Genomic DNA, 18,787 nt, shown 5'->3' on the forward strand with positions numbered 1-18,787 from the left:
TGCATTTTTTCGATGCTTTCCAGTCCTTGTTTCAAGGCGATGCTTTTATCGCATTGCCTGTGTTTCTCATAAGTGCATTTCTTGTGAAGCTTGACAGGGTCTTGGTAGAAAACTCTGAGTGACTTGACGGTTCTTTATGACAGGGCGCGACTTGTTGAGACGTCTCTATATTCTGGTGGTTGCTCTTTGTCATAGAAAAAATAATTTTCATATTGAAATAAAGCGGCATTCTACCGCGGGGGGGCTCAGGGAGGCGGGGTGGGGCGTCTGGCGATGTGCCCCGGTCTCGAGCGAAGTACTTGGCTCCTTCGGGGAAAAAGGTTGGCTTATCACTCTGGAGGACGCCTGCCTGGGTTGTCATTTGGCCGAGGGGTTCGAGAAAACCAGGAATGATCTTCGGACTATTCGTCGTTTGCTGGCAGGTTCCGACCCTGGCGATACTGCGGGTGTTTCCACTTGATATCTCAGCCAGTAGGAGAAGGAATGATCGACGCCATCATGCAACGCCTCGGAGTGCGTGCCGAACAGTACCGCCAGGGTGACTACCCGGTAACCAGCCCCACCGACGGCGCCGAGATCGGCCGCGTGACCCTGCAGGGCGCCGACGCCATGGATGCCAGCATTGCCCGTGCCGAGGCGGCCTTCACCCAGTGGCGCCAGGTGCCGGCACCGCGCCGCGGCGAGCTGGTCCGCCTGTTCGGCGAGCAACTGCGTCGCCACAAGGAGGACCTCGGCGCCCTGGTCACCCTGGAGTGCGGCAAGATCTACCAGGAGGGCCTCGGCGAGGTGCAGGAGATGATCGATATCTGTGACCTGGCCGTGGGCCAGTCGCGGCAGCTCTTCGGTCTGACCATCGCCTCCGAGCGTCCTGGCCACCATATGCGGGAGAGCTGGCATCCCCTGGGCCCGATCGGCCTGATCACCGCCTTCAACTTTCCGGTCGCACCCTGGGCCTGGAATGCCGCCCTGGCTCTGGTCTGCGGCAACAGCCTGATCTGGAAGCCGTCGGAGAAGACCCCGCTGTCCGCCCTGGCCTGCCAGGCGCTGCTCGAGCGCGCCATGGCCGAATTCGGCGACGAGGCGCCTGAGCACCTCAGCCAGGTGGTGGTCGGCGATCGCGAGGCTGGCGAGCGCCTGGCCGACGACCCCCGCGTGCCGCTGATCAGCGCCACCGGCAGCACCCGCATGGGCCGCGAGGTCGCCCCGCGCGTGGCTGCGCGCTTCGGCCGCAGCATCCTGGAGCTCGGCGGCAACAATGCCATGATCCTGGCCCCCAGCGCCGACCTGGACATGGCCGTGCGGGCCATCCTGTTCTCCGCCGTGGGCACCGCCGGCCAGCGTTGCACCACCCTGCGCCGGCTGATCGTGCATGAGTCGATCCGCGACGAGGTGGTCGCCCGCCTGAAGAAGGCCTACGCCGGCATCTCCATCGGCGATCCCATGCAGGGGAATCTGGTCGGCCCGCTGATCGATGCCCAGGCCTTCGACCAGATGCAGTCGGTGCTCGGCAAGGCCCGCGAACAGGGCGCCGCGGTGTTCGGCGGCGAGCGCCAGCTAGCCGACACTCATCCCGATGGCTACTACGTGGCACCGGCCATCGTCGAGATGGCGGCTCAGAACGAGCTGGTCCGCCACGAGACCTTCGCGCCGATCCTCTACGTGATGAGCTACCGGGAGATGGAGGAGGCCGTGGCGATGAACAACGACGTGCCCCAGGGCCTGTCGTCGTGCATCTTCACCGGCGACGTACGCGAGGCCGAGGGCTTCGTCTCCGACCTCGGCAGCGACTGCGGCATCGCCAACGTCAATATCGGCCCGAGCGGCGCCGAGATCGGCGGCGCCTTCGGCGGCGAGAAGGAGACCGGCGGCGGCCGCGAGTCCGGCTCCGACGTCTGGAAGAGCTATATGCGTCGCCAGACCAACACGGTGAACTACTCCCGCGAATTGCCCCTGGCCCAGGGTATTACTTTTGATTGATTGCCGATAAACGACGGGTGCCCCCACGGGGGCCCGTCTTGGCGGACGAGTGAAGCGTATGCCACCCCAGGATTCCCTCTACAACCTGTGCCAGCGCTGGCAAGCATCGATGCCTGACGCCGACAGCCTGTCTGTGGCCCTACAGGACCCAGCCATCGTCGATCGTCTGCCCGAACAGCTGAAAATCGCACTGGAATCGCGTTACGCTACCCAGCATTCCAACTTCGTTCTGTACGGATTACGCCATCAACTTGGGCTTACTCCCTGCCCCAAGGAAACGATCTTTCGGCGTTGGGCAGAACACAACCCGAGTTCTGTATCCCTGCTGTCTTCCCTTTCCCACAAGACGCACGAGCTCATCGAATTTGCCAACGAGCGGCGCTTCGTTCTCGGTGGCAGCAGCGACCCTGAGCACAATGCACACCTGTTGTTCGATGCGATGGGGGAGTCTCGAATCGCACTCGGGGGCTATCTGGAAGATCGGGAATTCTATCGCGAGCCCCAATTCTTTCGCGGTGATGAGGCACGCAGCGTCCATCTTGGGATCGATGTCTTCGAGCATGCTGAGGCGCCGGTGCATGCTCCCTACGCGGGCAAGGTCCACAGTCTGGCGTATAACGCCAAGCGTCTCGACTACGGCGCCACCATCATCCTTGAGCATGCCATGGAGGATGGCCTCCCTTTCTTCACTCTGTACGGCCACCTGTCACGCGAGAGTCTGACCGCTCTGGCGCCTGGCGACCGGGTGAGCCAGGGCCAGGCCTTCTGTCGGCTTGGTGCTCCGGCGGAGAATGGCGGCTGGGTGCCCCACCTGCACTTCCAGGTGATCCTCGACATGCTCGACTTCGAGGGCGATTACCCTGGCGCGGCGTTTCCATCCGAGCTCGCCCTCTGGCGCAGCCTCTGCCCAGATCCAAAACAAATCGTGGCGCTTGAGATATAGCCAGCATCGTAGGCCTCTTCTACCCAGAAACGCTTGTGAGAAAAACGACAAAGACAAAGGAGCCTTTCATGACCCCACTCTCTTCCTCAAGAGTTCATGCTTCGCCACCCCTGGCCATGGCTCTGATACCTTTGGTGGTCGCGATGGCTTCGATCACCCTGATGATCTATATGTTCCAAGGCGAATCCCTTGGTGGTCCCGTGCAGCTCGCCCTGATTTTTTCTGCCGCACTGGCGGCGACACTGGCCCTGATCCGCGGCGAGAAATTCTCGGTACTAAAAGCTGGTATATTCGAAGGCATCAGCTCGTCTTTGAATGCCATTATTATCATTCTGCTAGTCGGCGGTCTGATCGGCGTATGGATTTTGTCCGGCATCGTGCCGAGCATGATCTACTACGGTTCCTTTCTGGTTAGCAGTGATGCCTTCTACTTCAGTGCCTGTTTAATCTGTGCCATTGTCGCCATCAGTATCGGAAGTAGCCTGACCACCGCCGGCACCATCGGCCTGGCACTGATCACCATCGCCGAATCGGTGGGCTTCTCAACGGCTATTACTGCCGGTGCCATCATCTCGGGCGCCTACTTCGGCGACAAGCTCTCCCCCCTGTCGGACACTACCAATCTATCGGCAGCGGTTTCCGGTGGAGAACTATTCCGCCACATCAAGGCCATGTCTCCCACGGTGTTCCTGAGCCTGGCGCTTAGTCTGGCGATTTATTGGATCATTGGCCTGGTAACCACCGATGCCAGCGGCAATCTGGAACGCATCGCGGATCTACGCACCCTGCTCGGGGAGCACTTTATGATCAGTCCGCTGCTGGTGGCCCCGCTGCTGGTGGTCTTGGTGCTGGCCTATCGGAGGGTCGACGCCATCCCAACGCTGTTTATCGGTCTACTGCTGGGGGCTCTAGCCGCCGCACTGTGGCAACCGGACAATGCCCTGCGCCTCGCCGCCACTTCCGACAATTCCTTGTTCCCGGTAGTAGAGGGCGTCGTGCGCGCCATTTCCACGGGCTATGTCTCCAGCACCGGCGATGCTCATTTCGATCGCATCCTGAGCAAGGGGGGCATGTTCGGCATGCTCTACATGCTGTGGTTGGTGGTGGCAGCGATGTCCTTCGGCGGCGTCATGGCCAGTGCCGGCTTCCTGAAGCGAATTGTAGAAACTCTGACCCGGCGGGCCAAAACTCCGGGGGCTGTCGTGCTATCCACCCATCTGGCCTGCCTAACGACGCTGTTGCTCACCGGCAGCCAGTACATGGGCAATATCCTTCCCGGGCGCATGTTCAAGGAAAAGTACGAGGAGATGGGCCTCGCTCCAGAGAACCTGTCTCGGGCGCTGGAAGATGCTTCTACGGTGGTTTCTCCGCTGATTCCCTGGACCAGCTGTGGTGCCTTCCTGACCGCCACTCTCGGGGTACCGACCCTGATCTATGCACCCTTTACTTTTTTCTCCTTGATCAACCTTCTGCTGGCGATCTCTTTCGCCGTACTGGGGCTCAACCTGCTGCGCAGTGACAACGCCGGACCGCAGTCAAGCAGAAGCCGCCCGAATGACAACACCCGCCATGCTTAAGGATCCCTTCATGTCAGAGACGACAATACTGCCCGTCACCACTGAGCAGCATATCGCCCAGGCAATCGCCGCATATTACGACCTTGAAGGCACCCTAGAGCGCCTCGATGGCTACGCCGACCGCAACTTCCGTCTGACCCTTTCTGACGGCACGCGCTATCTGGCCAAACTGAGCCAGGCGTCGGCGACCCAGGCCGAGGCGGCCCTGATGGTGGCCCTGGAGGACGCGCCCCTGGAAGGGCTTGAGCTGCCGCGTCACCGTCGCAGCTGCGATGGCCAGGCCGTGGTAACGATCACACTGGACGGCGAGCGCTGGCAGCTGCGCCTGCTGAGCTACCTGGATGGCACCCTGTGGGCCGCAGCACTGCCCCCCAGCGAGGCTCAGCTCTATGCGCTGGGCGAGCGGCTCGGGCGTCTAGACCAGGCCTTGGCAGCGCTGGATATCGCCTGGCCGCCGGGCAACGCCCCCGACTGGGATCTGAGCACCTATCGAACGCTGCTCGAGCGCCCCGAGCGATCCCGGCTCGAGCGCGAGATGCATGAACAGTTACCGCTGTGCATCGACTTCGTGCGGGCTCGGGAGCACCGGCTGCCGACCCAACTGATTCACAACGACGCCAACGATTACAACGTCTTCCTGCGCGGCCCCGCCTCGGAGGATCCCTGCGGACTGATCGATTTCGGCGACGCCTGCCACGGTTTCGCCGTCGCCGAGCTGGCGGTGGCCGCCGTCTACCTGACCGATCGCGGCGCCGACCGACTGGAGGTCCTCAAGCAGCTGACGCTGGGCTATCACGGCGTGCGGCCGCTCTCCGTGGTGGAGCTGGAGTGCCTGCCCCGGCTGATTCTGCTGCGCATCCTGCTCAGCCGACTGAACTACCTCAAGGCGCAGGCCGCCGGAGCCGACGATCCCTATATCGCCATCTCCCAGGCCCAGCTGCTGCGCCAGTGGCGCCTCTTCACCACCCTTGGGCCGGAGCTGATCGCCGAGGAGCTGATCGCCGCCTGCCACCCCGAACATGGCCTGGCACCGCTCCCCGAGCGGCGCACTCTGCTGGCAAAAGGTGGCATCCTTGCGGTCGCCGGCGATACGGCGGCTCTGGCATCGTCTCATGCCTTCGGTGTGACGCTGGCAGGGGATGCGGGGCGGGTCGCTACGGCTGAGACCTTCCAGGCCGAGCGCGACCTGGTGCTGCACAACACTATCCGGGTGACGCGGGTCGAGCAGCGCGAGGACCGACTCTCGATCGGTCTGCGCGACCCTCGCCTGGGCCGACTCAGCCTGACCCTGCGCAGCGCCGACCCCGAGGTGCCGCTGCCGACGGCCGAATTGAGCATGGAAGGCTTTGCGCTGCCCCTCGCGGCGGGGCAGGCCGTCACCCTGACCTGCTTGTGGGGCGAGGATGACACCGGCGGCCTGCGTCAGCGGACCAGCCTGTCGGCGGACGACTGGTCACCGGTGGCCGAGGCCTACCTCGATCCAAACCTGGCCCTGGGCCGCGGCCGTCTCTATGGTGGTCACCATGGCGTCGCTACCTTGCTGGAGGCACGCCGTCGTCTGCTCTCGCCTACCTTGAGCCACGCCTATCACCATCCCCTGAAGATCGTGCGCGGCGAAATGGCTTACCTGATCTCGGAGGACGGACGGCGCTACCTGGACCTGGTTAACAACGTCTGTCATGTCGGTCACGCCAATCCCCGCGTAGTGGAAGCCGGCGCTCGACAGATGGCCGAGTTGAATACCAATACCCGCTATCTACACGACACCATTGTCGCCTACTCCGAGCGTCTGCTGGCCACCCTCCCCGAGCACCTGGAGGTGGTCTTCCTCGTCAACTCTGGTAGCGAGGCCAATGACTTGGCCATGCGCCTCGCACGCACCTATACCGGGCGTCACGACCTGGCCGTGCTGGATCACGCCTACCATGGGCATCTCTCCAGTCTGATCGATATCAGTCCCTACAAACACGACGGACCGGGCGGCCAGGGTACCCCGGAGCACGTGATCAAGCTGCCCTTCCCCGACACCTATCGCGGTCGACACCGGGGCGAGGGGGCCGCCGAGCGGTACCTGGCAGAGGCCCTCGATACCCTTTCCCAGGCTCGCGAGCAGCCGGCGGCCTTCTATGCCGAGAGCTTCGCCGGCGTCGGCGGACAATGGATCTGGCCCGCGAGCTACCTCGAGGGCGTGACCCGTCATCTGCAGGCCCACGGCACCCTCTACATCGCCGACGAGGTCCAGGTCGGATTCGGCCGCGCCGGCAGCAGCTTCTGGGCCTTCGAGCAGTATGACGTGCGACCTGACATCGTGACCCTGGGCAAGCCCATCGGCAACGGCCATCCCATCGCCGCGGTGGTCACCACCCGTGCGGTCGCCGAGGCCTTCCAGACCGGCATGGAGTACTTCAATACCTTCTCCGGCAACCCGGTGTCATGCGCCATTGCCCTGGCCGTGCTCGACGAAATCGAGTCTCGGGACCTGCAGTGCCACGCCCGGGTTCTTGGCGATCAGCTCAAGACACGCCTCGAGGTACTGGCCGAGCGCTTCTCGCGGGTCGGCCAGGTACGCGGCCGAGGGCTCTTCATCGGCGTCGAGATTATCCAGGGCTCGAGCCTCGCTCCTGACCGCGCTACGGCCAAGCGCATCTGCCACTTCTTGCGTCTCAACGGCGTACTGCTCTCCACCGACGGCCCCGACGACAACGTCCTCAAGATCAAGCCTCCGCTCGCCATCCAGGCCGGCGATATCGATGACTTCCTGAAGCTGCTCGAAGCGAGCTTCGACTTGTACTGCCACTGACGCGGTGTGACTTATGACGACAATGACAACGCCTCTTCCCAGCGATTCACGGCCGGCTGCGGCCAACCAAGAACCCACCGAGGTACTGCTCCGGGCCAAGGGGATTGAGAAATGCTTCGGTGACACCCAGGTACTCAAGGGCATTTCCCTCACGGCCCGCCGCGGTGACGTCATCACCCTGATCGGCTCGTCCGGTTCCGGCAAGAGCACGTTTTTGCGTTGCCTCAACCTGCTTGAGCAACCCGATGGTGGGGAGCTCGAGGTCCATGGCCAGCCGATCCACTTCACGACCACTCGTCATGGCCGGGCACCCGAGGACGAGAAACGGGTGCAGTGGATGCGCTCGCGTGTCGCCATGGTATTCCAGAACTTTAATCTGTGGTCCCACATGACACTTCTGGAAAACATTATCGAGGCGCCCATTCACGTTCTTAGAACGCCTAAGGCCGAAGCTATCGACCAGGCGCGTCGACTTTTATCCAAGGTTGGCCTTGAGGATCGCGCCAATCACTATCCCTCACAGCTATCCGGAGGTCAGCAACAGCGCGGAGCCATCGCGCGGGCGCTGGCCATGAATCCCGATGTAATGCTGTTTGACGAGCCAACATCCGCGCTTGATCCCGAGTTGGTGGGAGATGTTCTTGCGGTAATGCACCAGCTGGCAGAGGAGGGAAGAACAATGATTCTAGTAACTCATGAGATGGACTTTGCTCGGGATGTTTCGACACAAATCATGTACCTGAATCAGGGGGAGGTGGAAGAGTCAGGCCCCCCGGGGAGGGTGCTATGTGACCCGCGCTCGGACCGCCTTCGCCAGTTTCTATCGACTCGATAAAGGAGCCTTACCATGCTGGATCTTTACGGATATGGCATGCGTCTGTTCGAAGGGGCACTAGTGACTGTTGAGCTGGCTTTCCTTGCATTGATCATTGCCGTCATGCTCGGTCTAGTTACCGCCAGTGCCAAGCTTTCGAAACGACGTATTCCACATTTCATCGCGACATTTTACACCACGGTGGTTCGTGGGGTTCCAGACCTGGTGCTGATGATGTTGCTGTTTTTCGGTGGCCAGATGGCGATAAATATGGCTTCAGATGCGCTCTACGAAAAATTTGGAATAGATGTGTTTCTGAATATCAATGCCTTCGTTGCTGGTGTGATGACGATTGGCCTTATCTTCGGTGCCTATATGGGGGAGACGTTTCGAGGGGCTATTCAAGCAGTAGAAAAAGGGCAGATGGAAGCGGCAAAGGCTTATGGGATGAGCAAATCATTGACCTTTCGGCGTATCCAGTTTCCTCAGATGATGCGTCATGCCCTGCCGGGCCTGTCAAATAACTGGATGGTGTTGCTAAAGACAACGGCATTGGTTTCTGTTATTGGTCTCTCAGACATGGTGTATGTCGCGCATCAAGCATCTAAGTCCACCCTTGATCCGTTTACTTTCATGCTTTTTGTTGGCGGGTTCTACTTGCTTCTCACTTCTGTTTCAGAAAGCTTCTTTAAGCTTCTTAATAAAAAATACAATGCCGGGTTTTCTGAGGGGGGGAGATAATGGATATGCTGCTAGGGGCGATCATATCCTGGCTTGATGGCCATGCAATATTTACTTCAGATACACTGTCTATTTACTGGGAGGGGGTCAAGACAACACTTTCCCTTGTGTCGCTGTCGCTGTTGATGGGGTTTGTAATTTCATTACCGCTTTCACTGGCTAGGGGGTCGCGTCGTGGCTGGTTGAGGCGCCCGGTGCAGACATTTACCTATGTCTTTCGTGGCACGCCACTTCTGGTCCAGCTCTATTTGATCTACTACGGCGTAGTGTTCATCGAAGACGTGCAGAATAGTTGGCTCTGGGAGTTGGTCAGGGAGCCATTTCTACCGGCGCTGCTTGCTTTTACCCTCAACACGGTGGCCTATACTACCGAGATCTTTCATGGTGCGATTATCAATACTCCACGTGGAGAAATTGAGGCGGCTAGAGCCTGCGGTATGAGTCGTCCATTAATCTATCGTCGAATCGTTTTCCCCAGCGCCTTTCGCCGGGCCCTGCCTGCCTACGGAAATGAGGTGATTTTGACCCTTCACGGTAGCGCAATCGCTAGTACGGTGACGCTAATGGATTTAACAGGAGCTGCCCAGTTTGTTTATTCGAGATTTTATGCTCCTTTCGAGGCATTTATCTTCGCCGCTCTACTGTACCTGATGATCACCTTGGCCCTTCTTTATGTGCTCCGTCGATTGGAGTCACACTTCAACCCTCAGCTTAGAGGAGTGAGAAAACAACGTAGAAAAATCATGTTTTTTGGCAATGCTATTCCGCATAAAACCTAGGAGATGTACAAAATGAATAAAACGTTATCCTGCTTGTCTGGCGCTGCTTTGGTGTTTTTATCCATGCCGGCGATTTCTGATGAGACCATTCGCATTGGCGTCGATGTGCCCACTGCCCCTATGGAGTATTTTCTTCCGAGTGGCGAGTTGGCGGGGTTCGATATTGATTTAGGGAACGAGCTGTGCGAAAGAATTTCTCGTGAGTGCGAGTGGGTGGTGCAAGAGTGGAGTGGTATTATTCCAGGGCTTCTTTCTCGAAAATATGATGCGATCATGTCATCTATGACCATAAATGATTCGCGTCGAGAAACGGTTCTTTTTTCAGATCCTTACATCAATCCGTACTCTGCCTGGTTTGCTCCCGAGGCTAGTAGTATAGATACTATTGGCAGTGAGTCTCTGGCGGGAGTGGCAATCGGAGTTCAGCGGGGTACGCTGCAAGATAGTTATGTCACTGATACCTATGGTGACGTGGCTACCATAAATCGTTATGCATCAACATCTGACATGATTATGGACCTGCGGACGGGAAGGGTAGAGCTTATTTTTCTCGATCATCCCGCTGGCGTGTCGGCGTTACTCGATGGGAGTGAGGGGTATCGGGTTGTTGGTGAGCTGATAAATAGTCCGGAGGAGTATTTCGGCGAAGGCTTTGGAATCGCTTTCAGGAAAAGAGATCGGGACCTCGCAAGCCTGTTTAACTCTGCGCTCTCCGATGTCAGGGCGGATGGGACTTATGATGAAATTTATGATAGATACTTTCCAAGTCAGATGACTCAATGATGTCTTATCGTTAGACTTCTGGCAGGTGAACTGCCGCCCCTCAGCAGTTGGGCGGTTCACTCAGCCGGTGCTCGAGGCCTGAGTCCTGTACTGCACAGGGCTCGGGCCTTTTCGTTTTATCTTGATGCGCTCGTAGTGGTAGTAATGGATATAGCGGTCTAGGCTATGAACGAAAACTGCCTGTGCTCGCCCATACGGCGTTAAAAATAGGCTCGTGCGCGAGTCCGATCAAAGTACTCATTTACACCCCGTAAACACGTACGCGAGCCCGGTCCGTCTTTTCGCCGATTTTTGCCTGGTCTGGCCATCGCTCGCCGACTTTTCGTACAAAACCTAGCGCCTTCGTGCAACGCCTGCTGTGCCACCCGCGGCTTGAATCTCTCGCGGTATCGCTTCTTTATAAAACACCCCGAAGGATGGACAGGGCGTCCAACTTTCGGGGTGCAGTTCATCGTCTCGCGGGCCCTTGGCGCTTCGGGAGGGTGCGATTACTCCGCCGTGGCGGTGCGGAAGTGCTCCCAGGCGTGATGGTAGAGCACGCTGGCGTAACCATTGCGCTGCATGACCTTGAGGATCTTGGCCGGGTCGTTGTCGCCCAGCGCCTTATGTAGTTTTCCCCGCTGCTCGTCGTCCAGGGCCTCGTACCAGTGGTAGGGGTCGCCCTTGGCGTTGCCTTCCTCGGCCTTGCGGATCAGGTCGATCTCGATGCGCCCACCGTGCCGATAGAGGGTGTCGTAGCCTTCTTGCAGCTCGATCGACGGCACATCGCAGGGCTTTTCCAGGCCTTCCAGCACGTTGTAGTAGTAGTAGCTCAGCGGTTGCATCAGGGCTCCTCCAGCGTTATGCCGTGGCGTTTTCATCCTTGTCGTGCTCGTGGTGTTCCTGGGTTCATCTTGCCTGAGAGATGGCGGCAGGCTCAATCGAATAATACGCGCCAGCTACGCGCCGGCCTTCGCCCCGGCGTCACTGCGTGATGCGGCGCTGCGCTCTTGCCGGGGCTCACTGCGGGAAGATATCCGGCCAGCGCTCGTCGGCCGCTTCGATATGGCCGGGAATATCGGCCTCCCAGCGCCACTGGATCCACCGGCTGTAGTTCAGGTAGAGCTTGTCGTCGACGATCTTCCACGCCTCGGGGATGGTCGCGGCGGCCTCACCGCGTGCCGCCGCCCAGGCACACCAGCCGCCGTACTGCGGTGCATAGGCCTCTGGGTCTGCCCGGAAGCGGTCGCGATGCTCGGCAGAGGCGAACTGCCAGATGGCATCGCGCCACTCCAACTGGTAGTCGGGCGACCCCGGTACCGGTTGCCCCCGGGTGAAGTAGGCCACCGGGTCCGTGCCGCCGATGGCCAGGCCATCGCGGGTGAAGATGCGTCCCTCGGCGGCGGCCCCCATGGACCAGGCCAGGCCGAGCATCAGGACAATGGGCACCCACCACGCCGTACGCTTCATGGCTCCTCTCCTCACGATCTACCGCTGACGAGATTCCGTCGAGAAACGACGCCTTGCCTTACAGATGACTCGTCAGCTCAGGGCCGTTCGTGGACTTTCTCGGCGAACGACGCCAATCTTTGACGATATGGCGCCGGATGCTCCGGCGCTGCCAGCCCTGACAAGGAGATCCCGATGGGCCGACTCTTTACCCTGATCGTGGTGGCGGGCCTCGTCTATGGCGGGCTCTATTTCGTTTATGGCGTCAAGGTCAAGCAGGGGGTGGCGGAGCAGCTGGATACCTATGGCCTGGAGCGCCTGGAGGTAAAGGCGATCGAGTACGAGCCCCTGGCGCCGCTGCGCAACGACTCCGGCGTGACCGCGACCCTGGTCTATCGGGGCGCCGAGGCCCAACTGGATATCCGCGTCATCGGCCATCCGCTCTTCTCCGAGGAGATGCGCCTGGAGTTGCAGGGGCTGCAGGCCCTGCGGCTGACCCTCGGCGCCGGCCAGTAGCCGTGCCTTCTCGCCTGGGGGCCGCCTATGCTGGGGGGATAGGGCGCCGAGCCTCGTCCCGGCGCCGGGGAGGGTGGCATGGCGATTTCCCTGAGCGCGGCCCTGCGCCGCGAATACGAACGACTCTTCGAGGGTTGCGATATTCGTCCCGGGCAGCGGGCCTCGGTGGAGCGGCTCTGTCGGCGACTGGTCAGGGATCGCTCCCGCTACGCGGCGGTGAGCGCCCGCCAGGGGGTGCCCTGGGCCTTCGTGGCGGCGGTACACCAACTGGAGTCCGGCGGCGACTTCCGCCGTCATCTGCATAACGGCGATCCGCTGAGTGCGCGAACCGTGCGGGTGCCGGCGGGGCGTCCCAGGCGCGGCTCGCCGCCCTTCACCTGGGAAGAGAGCGCCGCCGACGCCCTGGCCCTCAAGCGCCTGGGTGGGAACATCGACTGGAGCCTGGCGGGGCTGCTCTATCAGCTCGAGCGCTACAACGGCTGGGGGTACCGCCGCTATCACCCCCATGTGTTGTCTCCCTACCTGTGGAGCGGCTCGCTGCATTACGAACGGGGCAAGTACGTGGCCGATGGGCGCTGGTCGGAAAGTGCGGTGTCCAGGCAGATCGGCGCGGCGGTGCTACTGCGGCGACTGGCCGAGCTGGGCGAGATCGACCTGGACGAGGCGACGGTGTCGCGGCCGGGAGGCGGTGGAGCGGATCATGGCGAGGCACCCGAAGCGCTGGCGGTGGGCGCCGAGTCGCCGGCGCCACTGGTCTCGCGATACGCCATGCGTCGAGGGCGCGGCTCCGAGGCGCAGAAGGCGGAGCTTCTGCAGCGCTGGCTGAATACCTTTCCCGGTCTCTTCCTGCGTGCGGACGGGATCCCCGGAGAGCGCACCTCGGCGGCCTATCGGCGAGTCACCGGACGCTACCTACCCGGCGATCCGCGGGGGCAGTGAGGGCCGGGGCTGGGCGTGCCCTCCAGGTGCTGCGCGTTAGCCGTGGCCGTGACGGCGGCGATGCAGGTCATGCACCCGTTCATCGAGGCCCGCCACCGGGCCCTCCACCACGAGGTGGGGCACGACCTGACGGATCGGCAGTGGTGCGACCGGCCCCAGGGGCACGCCCATCGCCTCCAGCCAGGTGCCGAGCTGGGCGGACGAGCTGATATAGACGATGCGCCCCAGGCCGACCCAGCCATGGGCGGCGGCGCACATGGGGCAGTGTTCGCCGGAGGTATAGACGGTGGCCGCGGCGCGCTGCTCGGGACTCAGGTGCTCGGCGGCCCAGCGGGCGATGGCGAACTCCGGGTGGCGGGTGGCGTCGCCCCCGGCGATGCGATTGTGATCCTCGAACAGTACCTCGCCCTCGGCGGAGACCAGCACCGAGCCGAAGGGTTCGTCGCCGGCGTCCAGGGCCTCCTCGGCAAGGGTCAGGCAGCGTTGCAGATAGGGCGTATCGTGATCTGTCGGCATGGCGTCCTCCTCGAATCTACCCCCAGAGTGTAAGCCACTCGCGGGCCGCCTTGGAGCAAAGCTTGATCCAGCTCAACTCGCGCCGGTGATTCTTGTGCTGAACTGAAGATGGGTAAGGCGCACGGTTCTCGCCAACTCGTGCATTATTGCCTATAGCCGAGGAGAGAGGCATCGAGAGGCGCCGCTTCCCTCAAAATGACGCCGCCGGCGTCTTACGTAATGCGCAGGGGGGCAGCATGTACCAGTCGATACTCGTTCCCGTGGATGGCTCCACACACGCGGAGAAGGCCCTCAAGGTGGCGGTGCAACTGGCGTCCCGACCGGGCAAGCTCTATCTGATCAATGTACAGCAACCGCCGGATGATATCGGCCTGCTGGTAGGTGGCAGCGGCATGCCGGTCAGCGATGAGGTGATTCAGAAGCTGGTCGAGGAGCGTGAGGAAGAGGCGCGCCGGGTCCTCGACAAGGCGCGGGCGTCGGTGGCCCTGGACGGGCTCGAGGTGGAGGAGGTGATCGCCAAGGGGCGGCCGGCGGAGGCGATCGTCGCCGAAGCGCAGGCCCTCGAGGTGGAGGCCATCGTCATGGGCAGTCGCGGCATGAGCGATCTCAAGGGCATGGTGATCGGCAGCGTCTCCCACCGGGTCGGCCATACCGCTCACTGCACGGTGATCACCGTCAACTAGGGGGCTTACGTCAGGGCTCTCGTCAGGGCTCTCGGATACTCAAGCAATTGCCCTCGCGGGGCGCCATTCGGCGCCTCGCTGCGTTGTGGTTGTCTCCTCAGTAGGCCGGGTCGATAACGCCGTTGAGGGAGGCGTTGCGGCGGAACCAGCCGGCGATGCTGGCCCGGGGCCGGGCAGTGGGCAGCACCTCGTGGGGCACTTGATCGGCGAGGAAGCAGGCGAAGCTGCCCGCCCGGGGCACGGCCCGGGCCACCTCGCGGCTCTCGTCCTCGGGATCATAGAGCACCATCTCGCCGCCATCCGCGGGGCCCCAGTCGGGGTTGAGGTAGCAGACGGTGGAGACCACCCGGTTGGCGCGGCCGCGAAAACTGTCGCGATGCTTCTTGTAGAAGGTACCGGGGCCGTAGTGGGCGAAGTGGGCTTCATACTCGAAGAGTCCCAGGTAGAGGGCCTGGTTGAGTTCCTGTTGAAGCTCGGCCATGGCGCCCAGGTAGTGGCGCTGAGCCAGGGTGGCACGATCCAGCCAGTGGATGGTGTCGCCGCGGATATCGCGGCGCAGGCTATGCGCCTCGCCGCGGCCGACCCCGGCGACCTGCATGGCGCGATGCGCGACGCGTTCCTCCAGCTCGTCGTACAGGGTCCGGCACAGGTCGGCGTCGACGACGCCCTCGCCGAGATACCAGCCACGCTCGACCAGGGCATCCACCAGCTCGGTGAGGGTGGCGGGGGAGAGGGAGGGAATGACCAGGCTCATGGGTGCTCCAGGCGGCGTGCGAGGCGGGGGAGAGAGCAGCAGAGGTGCCCGTCGTTGGGCGCGTAACCTAGGGTGGGAATGACCAGGCTCATGGGTGCTCCAGGCGGCGTGGGGGATAGTAGCAGAGACGCCCATCGGCGGGGGGATGAAAGAGGCTGATGGGGCGCTCGAAGCCCTCTGCCAGCAGCTCCACCAGCATCATCGCCGACAGGCCCCAGATCACCTGGTCCTGCACATGGTAGCTGGGCACATAGTGGGGACGCCCCTCCACGGTGATGACATCGGTATGGTGGCGGCGATCCTCCAGGAAGAGGCGCAGCGGTACCTCGAAGATGGTATCCAGCTCGCCGGGATCGGGGATCAGCGGTAGGTCGGGGGGAATCAGCCCCACGAAGGGCGTGACCCTGAGGCCATGCAGGGAGATGACGTCGCTGAGCCGGCCCAGCGGCTCGACCTGGCCCCGGGCCAGGGCGATCTCCTCCTCGGCCTCGCGCAGGGCGGTGGCCAGCAGATCGGCGTCCTGGGCCTCGCGCTTGCCGCCGGGGAAGGCCACCTGGCCGCGATGGGTGTTGAGGTGGTCGGCGCGGCGGGTGAACAGCAGGGTCGGCTCGGGGCGGTCGACGATGGGCAAGAGCACCGCGGCCTCGGGGAGTGGGAGGGTGACACGGCCGGGACGGTGTGCTTGCAGGCGCTCGCGAAGTTTCTCTAACATGGGGCTCTCACACGATTTCTCTTCTTGTACTTAGCCCCCGGAAAGGCGTCAAGGGCAAGCCGAGCATCCCGCGAGGAGCCGATGAATTTCTGTAGCCACTGTGGCCATATCGTTCGCTTCGCCATTCCCGAGGGCGATGACCGTCCCCGCTACCTCTGCGACGCCTGTGGCACCATCCATTACCAGAACCCGCGTATCGTCGCCGGCACCCTGCCGGTGCGGGGCACCAAGGTCCTGCTGTGCCGGCGCGCCATCGCGCCGCGCAAGGGCTTCTGGACCCTGCCCGCCGGTTTTATGGAGAACGCCGAGACCACCGTCCAGGCGGCGGCCCGGGAGACCCGCGAGGAGGCCTGCGCCGAGGTGGCCATCCAGGGCCTCTACACCCTGATCAACCTGCCTCATATCAACCAGGTCTACATGATCTTCCTGGCCGACCTGGAGGGCGGCTTCGATGCCGGTCCCGAGAGCCTGGAGGTGGCGCTCTTCGAGGAGGAGGAGATCCCCTGGGACGAGCTCGCCTTTCCCACCATCGAGCGCACCCTGCATCACTTCTACGCCGACCGCCGCGGCGAGGCCTTTCCCCTGCATATCAGTGATATCACCGCCGAGGATCGCGAGCGCTACTTCGGTTCTGCCTAGCACGATATGCCGCGGGGGAGATTCCCGCGGCCAGGCCTTCTTTTACAGATCCTCCAGCCGCCAGGCGTCATAGGCGGGCTCCTCGTAGGGGTGGGCGGCCTTCAGCGCCGCCACCGCCCGGCGGATCAGGGCGTCCTCGCAGACCAGCTCCACCTTGAGCTCCTCGACCTTCTCCAGGTCGCCGACCCGGCCGATATGCGGGTTGGCGCCGGCCAGGGGGCGAAACTGACCGGTGCCCGGGGTCTGGAAGCAGCATGCCTCGTAGTCGCCGATGCGCCCGGCTCCGGTGGCGAAGACCGCCTCCTTGACCGCCTCGGCGTCCTCCACGGGGACGAAAAAGGCCAGTTTGTACATAGCGTCGTGCTCCTTCGAGTGGGGGAGTGCTCTTTGTGCCATGGCAGGGGGCACGGCGTCAGCCCGCTGCGGCGTCGGGAGGATAATAACCAGGTGTCGCCTGGATCGAGGCGGACGACCCCTGGATGACTCGACGTTCACCACCGCCCCGAGGGGCGGTTTTTTATGTCACGAGTCGGAGCGCGGCGCGATCTTGTCATATGCTGTGAGTCAGCCTCGGACAGGATGGAAAAAACGCGCATCCTGGCGCCGAGGGAGTGGATTCACTAAAGAAACATGCGACAATGTATGTATATACCCTGTCCAGCCATCAAGGATGAGCCGATGAAGCCATCGCCGACGCGCCGTTTTCCCGCCCAGCCTCGTCACCGCTACCTGCACCGTGCGCTGCTGCCCGCCCTGTTGGCCTCGCTGTTCAGTGCCTCGGCCTCGGCGGCCGACCTGCTGACTATCACCCGGGATGCCCTGACCAACAATGCCGAGCTGGCCTCGGCCCGTGCCCAGTCGAGTAGCGTCGAGGCGGGGCGTGACGTGGAGCGGGGCGACCTGCTGCCGCAACTCAATGCCCAGGGCAACCTGACCCACACCCACCAGTTCGAGAGCCAGACGGGCACGGGTGGTGGCGCATCGGGGCTCGCCGGGGATGATCGCTTCAATAGCGCGGGGATTACCCTGGAGGCCACCCAGGCCCTGTTCGATGCCCGCAACAGCCGCGAGGTGGCACGCGCCGAGCGCGAGATCGACCAGCAGCTCTATCGCCTGGCGGCCACCGAGCAGCAGGTGCTGATCGAGGTGTCCACGGCCTACTTCGACATTCTCCGCGCCCACGAGATCCTCGAGGCGCGTCGCGCCCAGGAGCGGGCCATCGGTCGCCAGCTGGAGCAGGCCCGCGAGCAGTTCGAAGTGGGGCTGATCGCCATCACCGAGGTGCAGGAGGCCCAGGCCAGCTTCGACCAGGCCCGTGCCGAGCGCATTACCGCCGAGAGCAACCTGCAGGTCAGCTTCGAGGCCCTGGAGCGCCTGACCGGGCAGCGTTATGGCGAGGTGGACGCCCTGGGCGAGGCCATGCCCATCGCGCCGCCGACCCCCGGCGATCGTGACCACTGGGTCACCCTGGCCATGGAGAACAGCCCCCTGGTGCTGGCCAGTCTGGCCGGCGTCGAGGTCTCCCGCAGCGCCGTGGAGGTGGCTCGTGCCGGTCACCTGCCGACCCTCAATGCCTTCGCCAACTACCAGTACGCCGACAGCGACCGGGACAATCTCAGCGGTCACGACTCCCAGGCCCAGGTGGGGCTCGCCGTCAATCTGCCGCTCTATACCGGGGGACGAACCCAGGCCGGCGTGCGTCAGAGCAGTTTCCAGCTGGAGGCGAGCCAGTATGACTTCGAGGCCCAGCGCCGCGAGACCGTGCAGCGGGTGCGCTCCCTCTATACCCAGGTCAGCAACGACGTGGCCACGGTGGAGGCGCGGGCCCAGGCCATCGTCTCCAATCGCAGCGCCCTGGAGGCGACCCGCGCCGGCTATGAAGTGGGGACGCGCAATATCGTCGATGTCCTTAATGCCGAGCGCAGCCTCTTCGATGCCATCGCCAACCATGCCGAGGCGCGCTACGACTATGTGCTTAACCTCCTGACCCTGCGCCAGCAGGCCGGGGTGCTGGATCTCGCCACCCTGGAGGAGCTCAACGGCTGGCTGAAGGACGAGAGCGTTCGTCTCAGCCTGCCCGAGGAGTCCGCCTACGAAGGGGGCATGGAGATCGGCGAGCGCCCGCGAAACGAATGATTAGTCCTCTAACATTTACATCCATACATGGATGAATGTAATCTTCGCGC

General features: G+C 62.5%; 19 protein-coding genes and 1 pseudogene. 13 read left to right on the plus strand and 7 right to left on the minus strand.

Going from position 1 to position 18,787, the window contains the following annotated elements:
- Positions 1 to 483: 483 nt before the first annotated feature.
- The 8 genes from amaB (at position 484) to NFU04_RS00090 (ending at position 10,414) form a co-directional block, all read left to right on the plus strand.
- Entirely contained in the window at positions 484 to 1,977 is a 1,494-nt protein-coding gene (gene amaB, locus NFU04_RS00055) for an L-piperidine-6-carboxylate dehydrogenase (protein WP_251307522.1), read from the plus strand.
- Positions 1,978 to 2,035: 58 nt separating this feature from the next.
- On the plus strand, positions 2,036 to 2,920 hold the full coding sequence (locus NFU04_RS00060; RefSeq protein WP_251307523.1) for a peptidoglycan DD-metalloendopeptidase family protein: 885 nt from the start codon (positions 2,036 to 2,038) through the stop codon (positions 2,918 to 2,920).
- 68 nt (positions 2,921 to 2,988) lie between these two features.
- Complete coding sequence (locus NFU04_RS00065) at positions 2,989 to 4,497, plus strand: Na+/H+ antiporter NhaC family protein (protein WP_251307524.1); 1,509 nt, start codon at positions 2,989 to 2,991, stop codon at positions 4,495 to 4,497.
- Positions 4,498 to 4,507: 10 nt separating this feature from the next.
- A complete protein-coding gene (locus NFU04_RS00070; RefSeq protein ID WP_251307525.1) occupies positions 4,508 to 7,297 on the plus strand; it encodes an aminotransferase class III-fold pyridoxal phosphate-dependent enzyme in 2,790 nt (929 codons plus the stop codon).
- A 22-nt stretch (positions 7,298 to 7,319) separates the two neighbouring features.
- Entirely contained in the window at positions 7,320 to 8,132 is an 813-nt protein-coding gene (locus tag NFU04_RS00075) for an ABC transporter ATP-binding protein (protein WP_251307670.1), read from the plus strand.
- A 12-nt stretch (positions 8,133 to 8,144) separates the two neighbouring features.
- Positions 8,145 to 8,852: an ABC transporter permease gene (locus NFU04_RS00080; protein WP_251307526.1), complete on the plus strand. Its 708-nt coding sequence runs from the start codon at positions 8,145 to 8,147 to the stop codon at positions 8,850 to 8,852.
- Positions 8,852 to 9,631: an ABC transporter permease gene (locus NFU04_RS00085; RefSeq protein WP_251307527.1), complete on the plus strand. Its 780-nt coding sequence runs from the start codon at positions 8,852 to 8,854 to the stop codon at positions 9,629 to 9,631. The genes NFU04_RS00080 and NFU04_RS00085 overlap by 1 nt, the downstream gene beginning before the upstream one ends.
- 12 nt (positions 9,632 to 9,643) lie before the next feature.
- Positions 9,644 to 10,414, plus strand: coding sequence for a type 2 periplasmic-binding domain-containing protein (locus NFU04_RS00090; RefSeq protein WP_459382052.1), 771 nt, complete (start codon positions 9,644 to 9,646; stop codon positions 10,412 to 10,414).
- Positions 10,415 to 10,474: 60 nt separating this feature from the next.
- Here the strand turns inward: NFU04_RS00090 and NFU04_RS00095 are convergent.
- The 3 genes and pseudogenes from NFU04_RS00095 to NFU04_RS00105 form a co-directional block, all read right to left on the minus strand.
- Positions 10,475 to 10,579: pseudogene (locus tag NFU04_RS00095) on the minus strand (IS3 family transposase); the annotation flags it as partial.
- Between the two features lie 323 nt (positions 10,580 to 10,902).
- A complete protein-coding gene (locus tag NFU04_RS00100) occupies positions 10,903 to 11,238 on the minus strand; it encodes a hypothetical protein (RefSeq protein ID WP_251307528.1) in 336 nt (111 codons plus the stop codon).
- A 175-nt stretch (positions 11,239 to 11,413) separates the two neighbouring features.
- Positions 11,414 to 11,863, minus strand: a complete 450-nt coding sequence (locus tag NFU04_RS00105; protein ID WP_251307529.1) for a YHS domain-containing (seleno)protein — start codon at positions 11,861 to 11,863, stop codon at positions 11,414 to 11,416.
- Between the two features lie 174 nt (positions 11,864 to 12,037).
- Between NFU04_RS00105 and NFU04_RS00110 the strand changes: the two genes are divergently transcribed.
- Together NFU04_RS00110 and NFU04_RS00115 are read left to right on the plus strand one after the other, a co-directional pair.
- Complete coding sequence (locus NFU04_RS00110; RefSeq protein WP_251307530.1) at positions 12,038 to 12,358, plus strand: hypothetical protein; 321 nt, start codon at positions 12,038 to 12,040, stop codon at positions 12,356 to 12,358.
- Between the two features lie 78 nt (positions 12,359 to 12,436).
- Positions 12,437 to 13,297, plus strand: a complete 861-nt coding sequence (locus NFU04_RS00115; RefSeq protein ID WP_251307531.1) for a hypothetical protein — start codon at positions 12,437 to 12,439, stop codon at positions 13,295 to 13,297.
- A gap of 36 nt (positions 13,298 to 13,333) precedes the next feature.
- Here the strand turns inward: NFU04_RS00115 and NFU04_RS00120 are convergent, their stop codons facing one another.
- Positions 13,334 to 13,813: a nucleoside deaminase gene (locus NFU04_RS00120; RefSeq protein WP_251307532.1), complete on the minus strand. Its 480-nt coding sequence runs from the start codon at positions 13,811 to 13,813 to the stop codon at positions 13,334 to 13,336.
- 236 nt (positions 13,814 to 14,049) lie between these two features.
- Here NFU04_RS00120 and NFU04_RS00125 point away from each other — a divergent pair, with 236 nt between their 5' ends.
- The gene (locus NFU04_RS00125) at positions 14,050 to 14,496 is read left to right on the plus strand and encodes a universal stress protein (protein WP_251307533.1); all 447 of its coding nucleotides are present in this window, start codon (positions 14,050 to 14,052) and stop codon (positions 14,494 to 14,496) included.
- A 97-nt stretch (positions 14,497 to 14,593) separates the two neighbouring features.
- On the opposite strand, the gene NFU04_RS00130 is transcribed toward NFU04_RS00125, so the two are convergent.
- Together NFU04_RS00130 and NFU04_RS00135 are read right to left on the minus strand one after the other, a co-directional pair.
- Positions 14,594 to 15,250, minus strand: a complete 657-nt coding sequence (locus tag NFU04_RS00130; protein ID WP_251307534.1) for a 2OG-Fe(II) oxygenase — start codon at positions 15,248 to 15,250, stop codon at positions 14,594 to 14,596.
- Between the two features lie 88 nt (positions 15,251 to 15,338).
- Positions 15,339 to 15,962, minus strand: coding sequence for a CoA pyrophosphatase (locus tag NFU04_RS00135; RefSeq protein ID WP_251307535.1), 624 nt, complete (start codon positions 15,960 to 15,962; stop codon positions 15,339 to 15,341).
- An 81-nt stretch (positions 15,963 to 16,043) separates the two neighbouring features.
- Between NFU04_RS00135 and NFU04_RS00140 the strand changes: the two genes are divergently transcribed.
- Entirely contained in the window at positions 16,044 to 16,601 is a 558-nt protein-coding gene (locus NFU04_RS00140; RefSeq protein ID WP_251307536.1) for an NUDIX hydrolase, read from the plus strand.
- Positions 16,602 to 16,643: 42 nt separating this feature from the next.
- On the opposite strand, the gene NFU04_RS00145 is transcribed toward NFU04_RS00140, so the two are convergent.
- Positions 16,644 to 16,955, minus strand: a complete 312-nt coding sequence (locus NFU04_RS00145) for a YqfO family protein (protein WP_251307537.1) — start codon at positions 16,953 to 16,955, stop codon at positions 16,644 to 16,646.
- Positions 16,956 to 17,279: 324 nt separating this feature from the next.
- On the opposite strand from NFU04_RS00145, the gene NFU04_RS00150 reads away from it, so the two are divergent.
- Positions 17,280 to 18,737 (plus strand): TolC family outer membrane protein, encoded by a 1,458-nt coding sequence (locus tag NFU04_RS00150; RefSeq protein ID WP_251307538.1) that lies wholly within the window; start codon positions 17,280 to 17,282, stop codon positions 18,735 to 18,737.
- Positions 18,738 to 18,787 lie beyond the last annotated feature (50 nt).

Origin of the sequence: Halomonas sp. NCCP-2165, assembly GCF_023708045.1 — a bacterium.
GTDB classification, from domain to species: Bacteria; Pseudomonadota; Gammaproteobacteria; order Pseudomonadales; family Halomonadaceae; genus Bisbaumannia; species Bisbaumannia pacifica.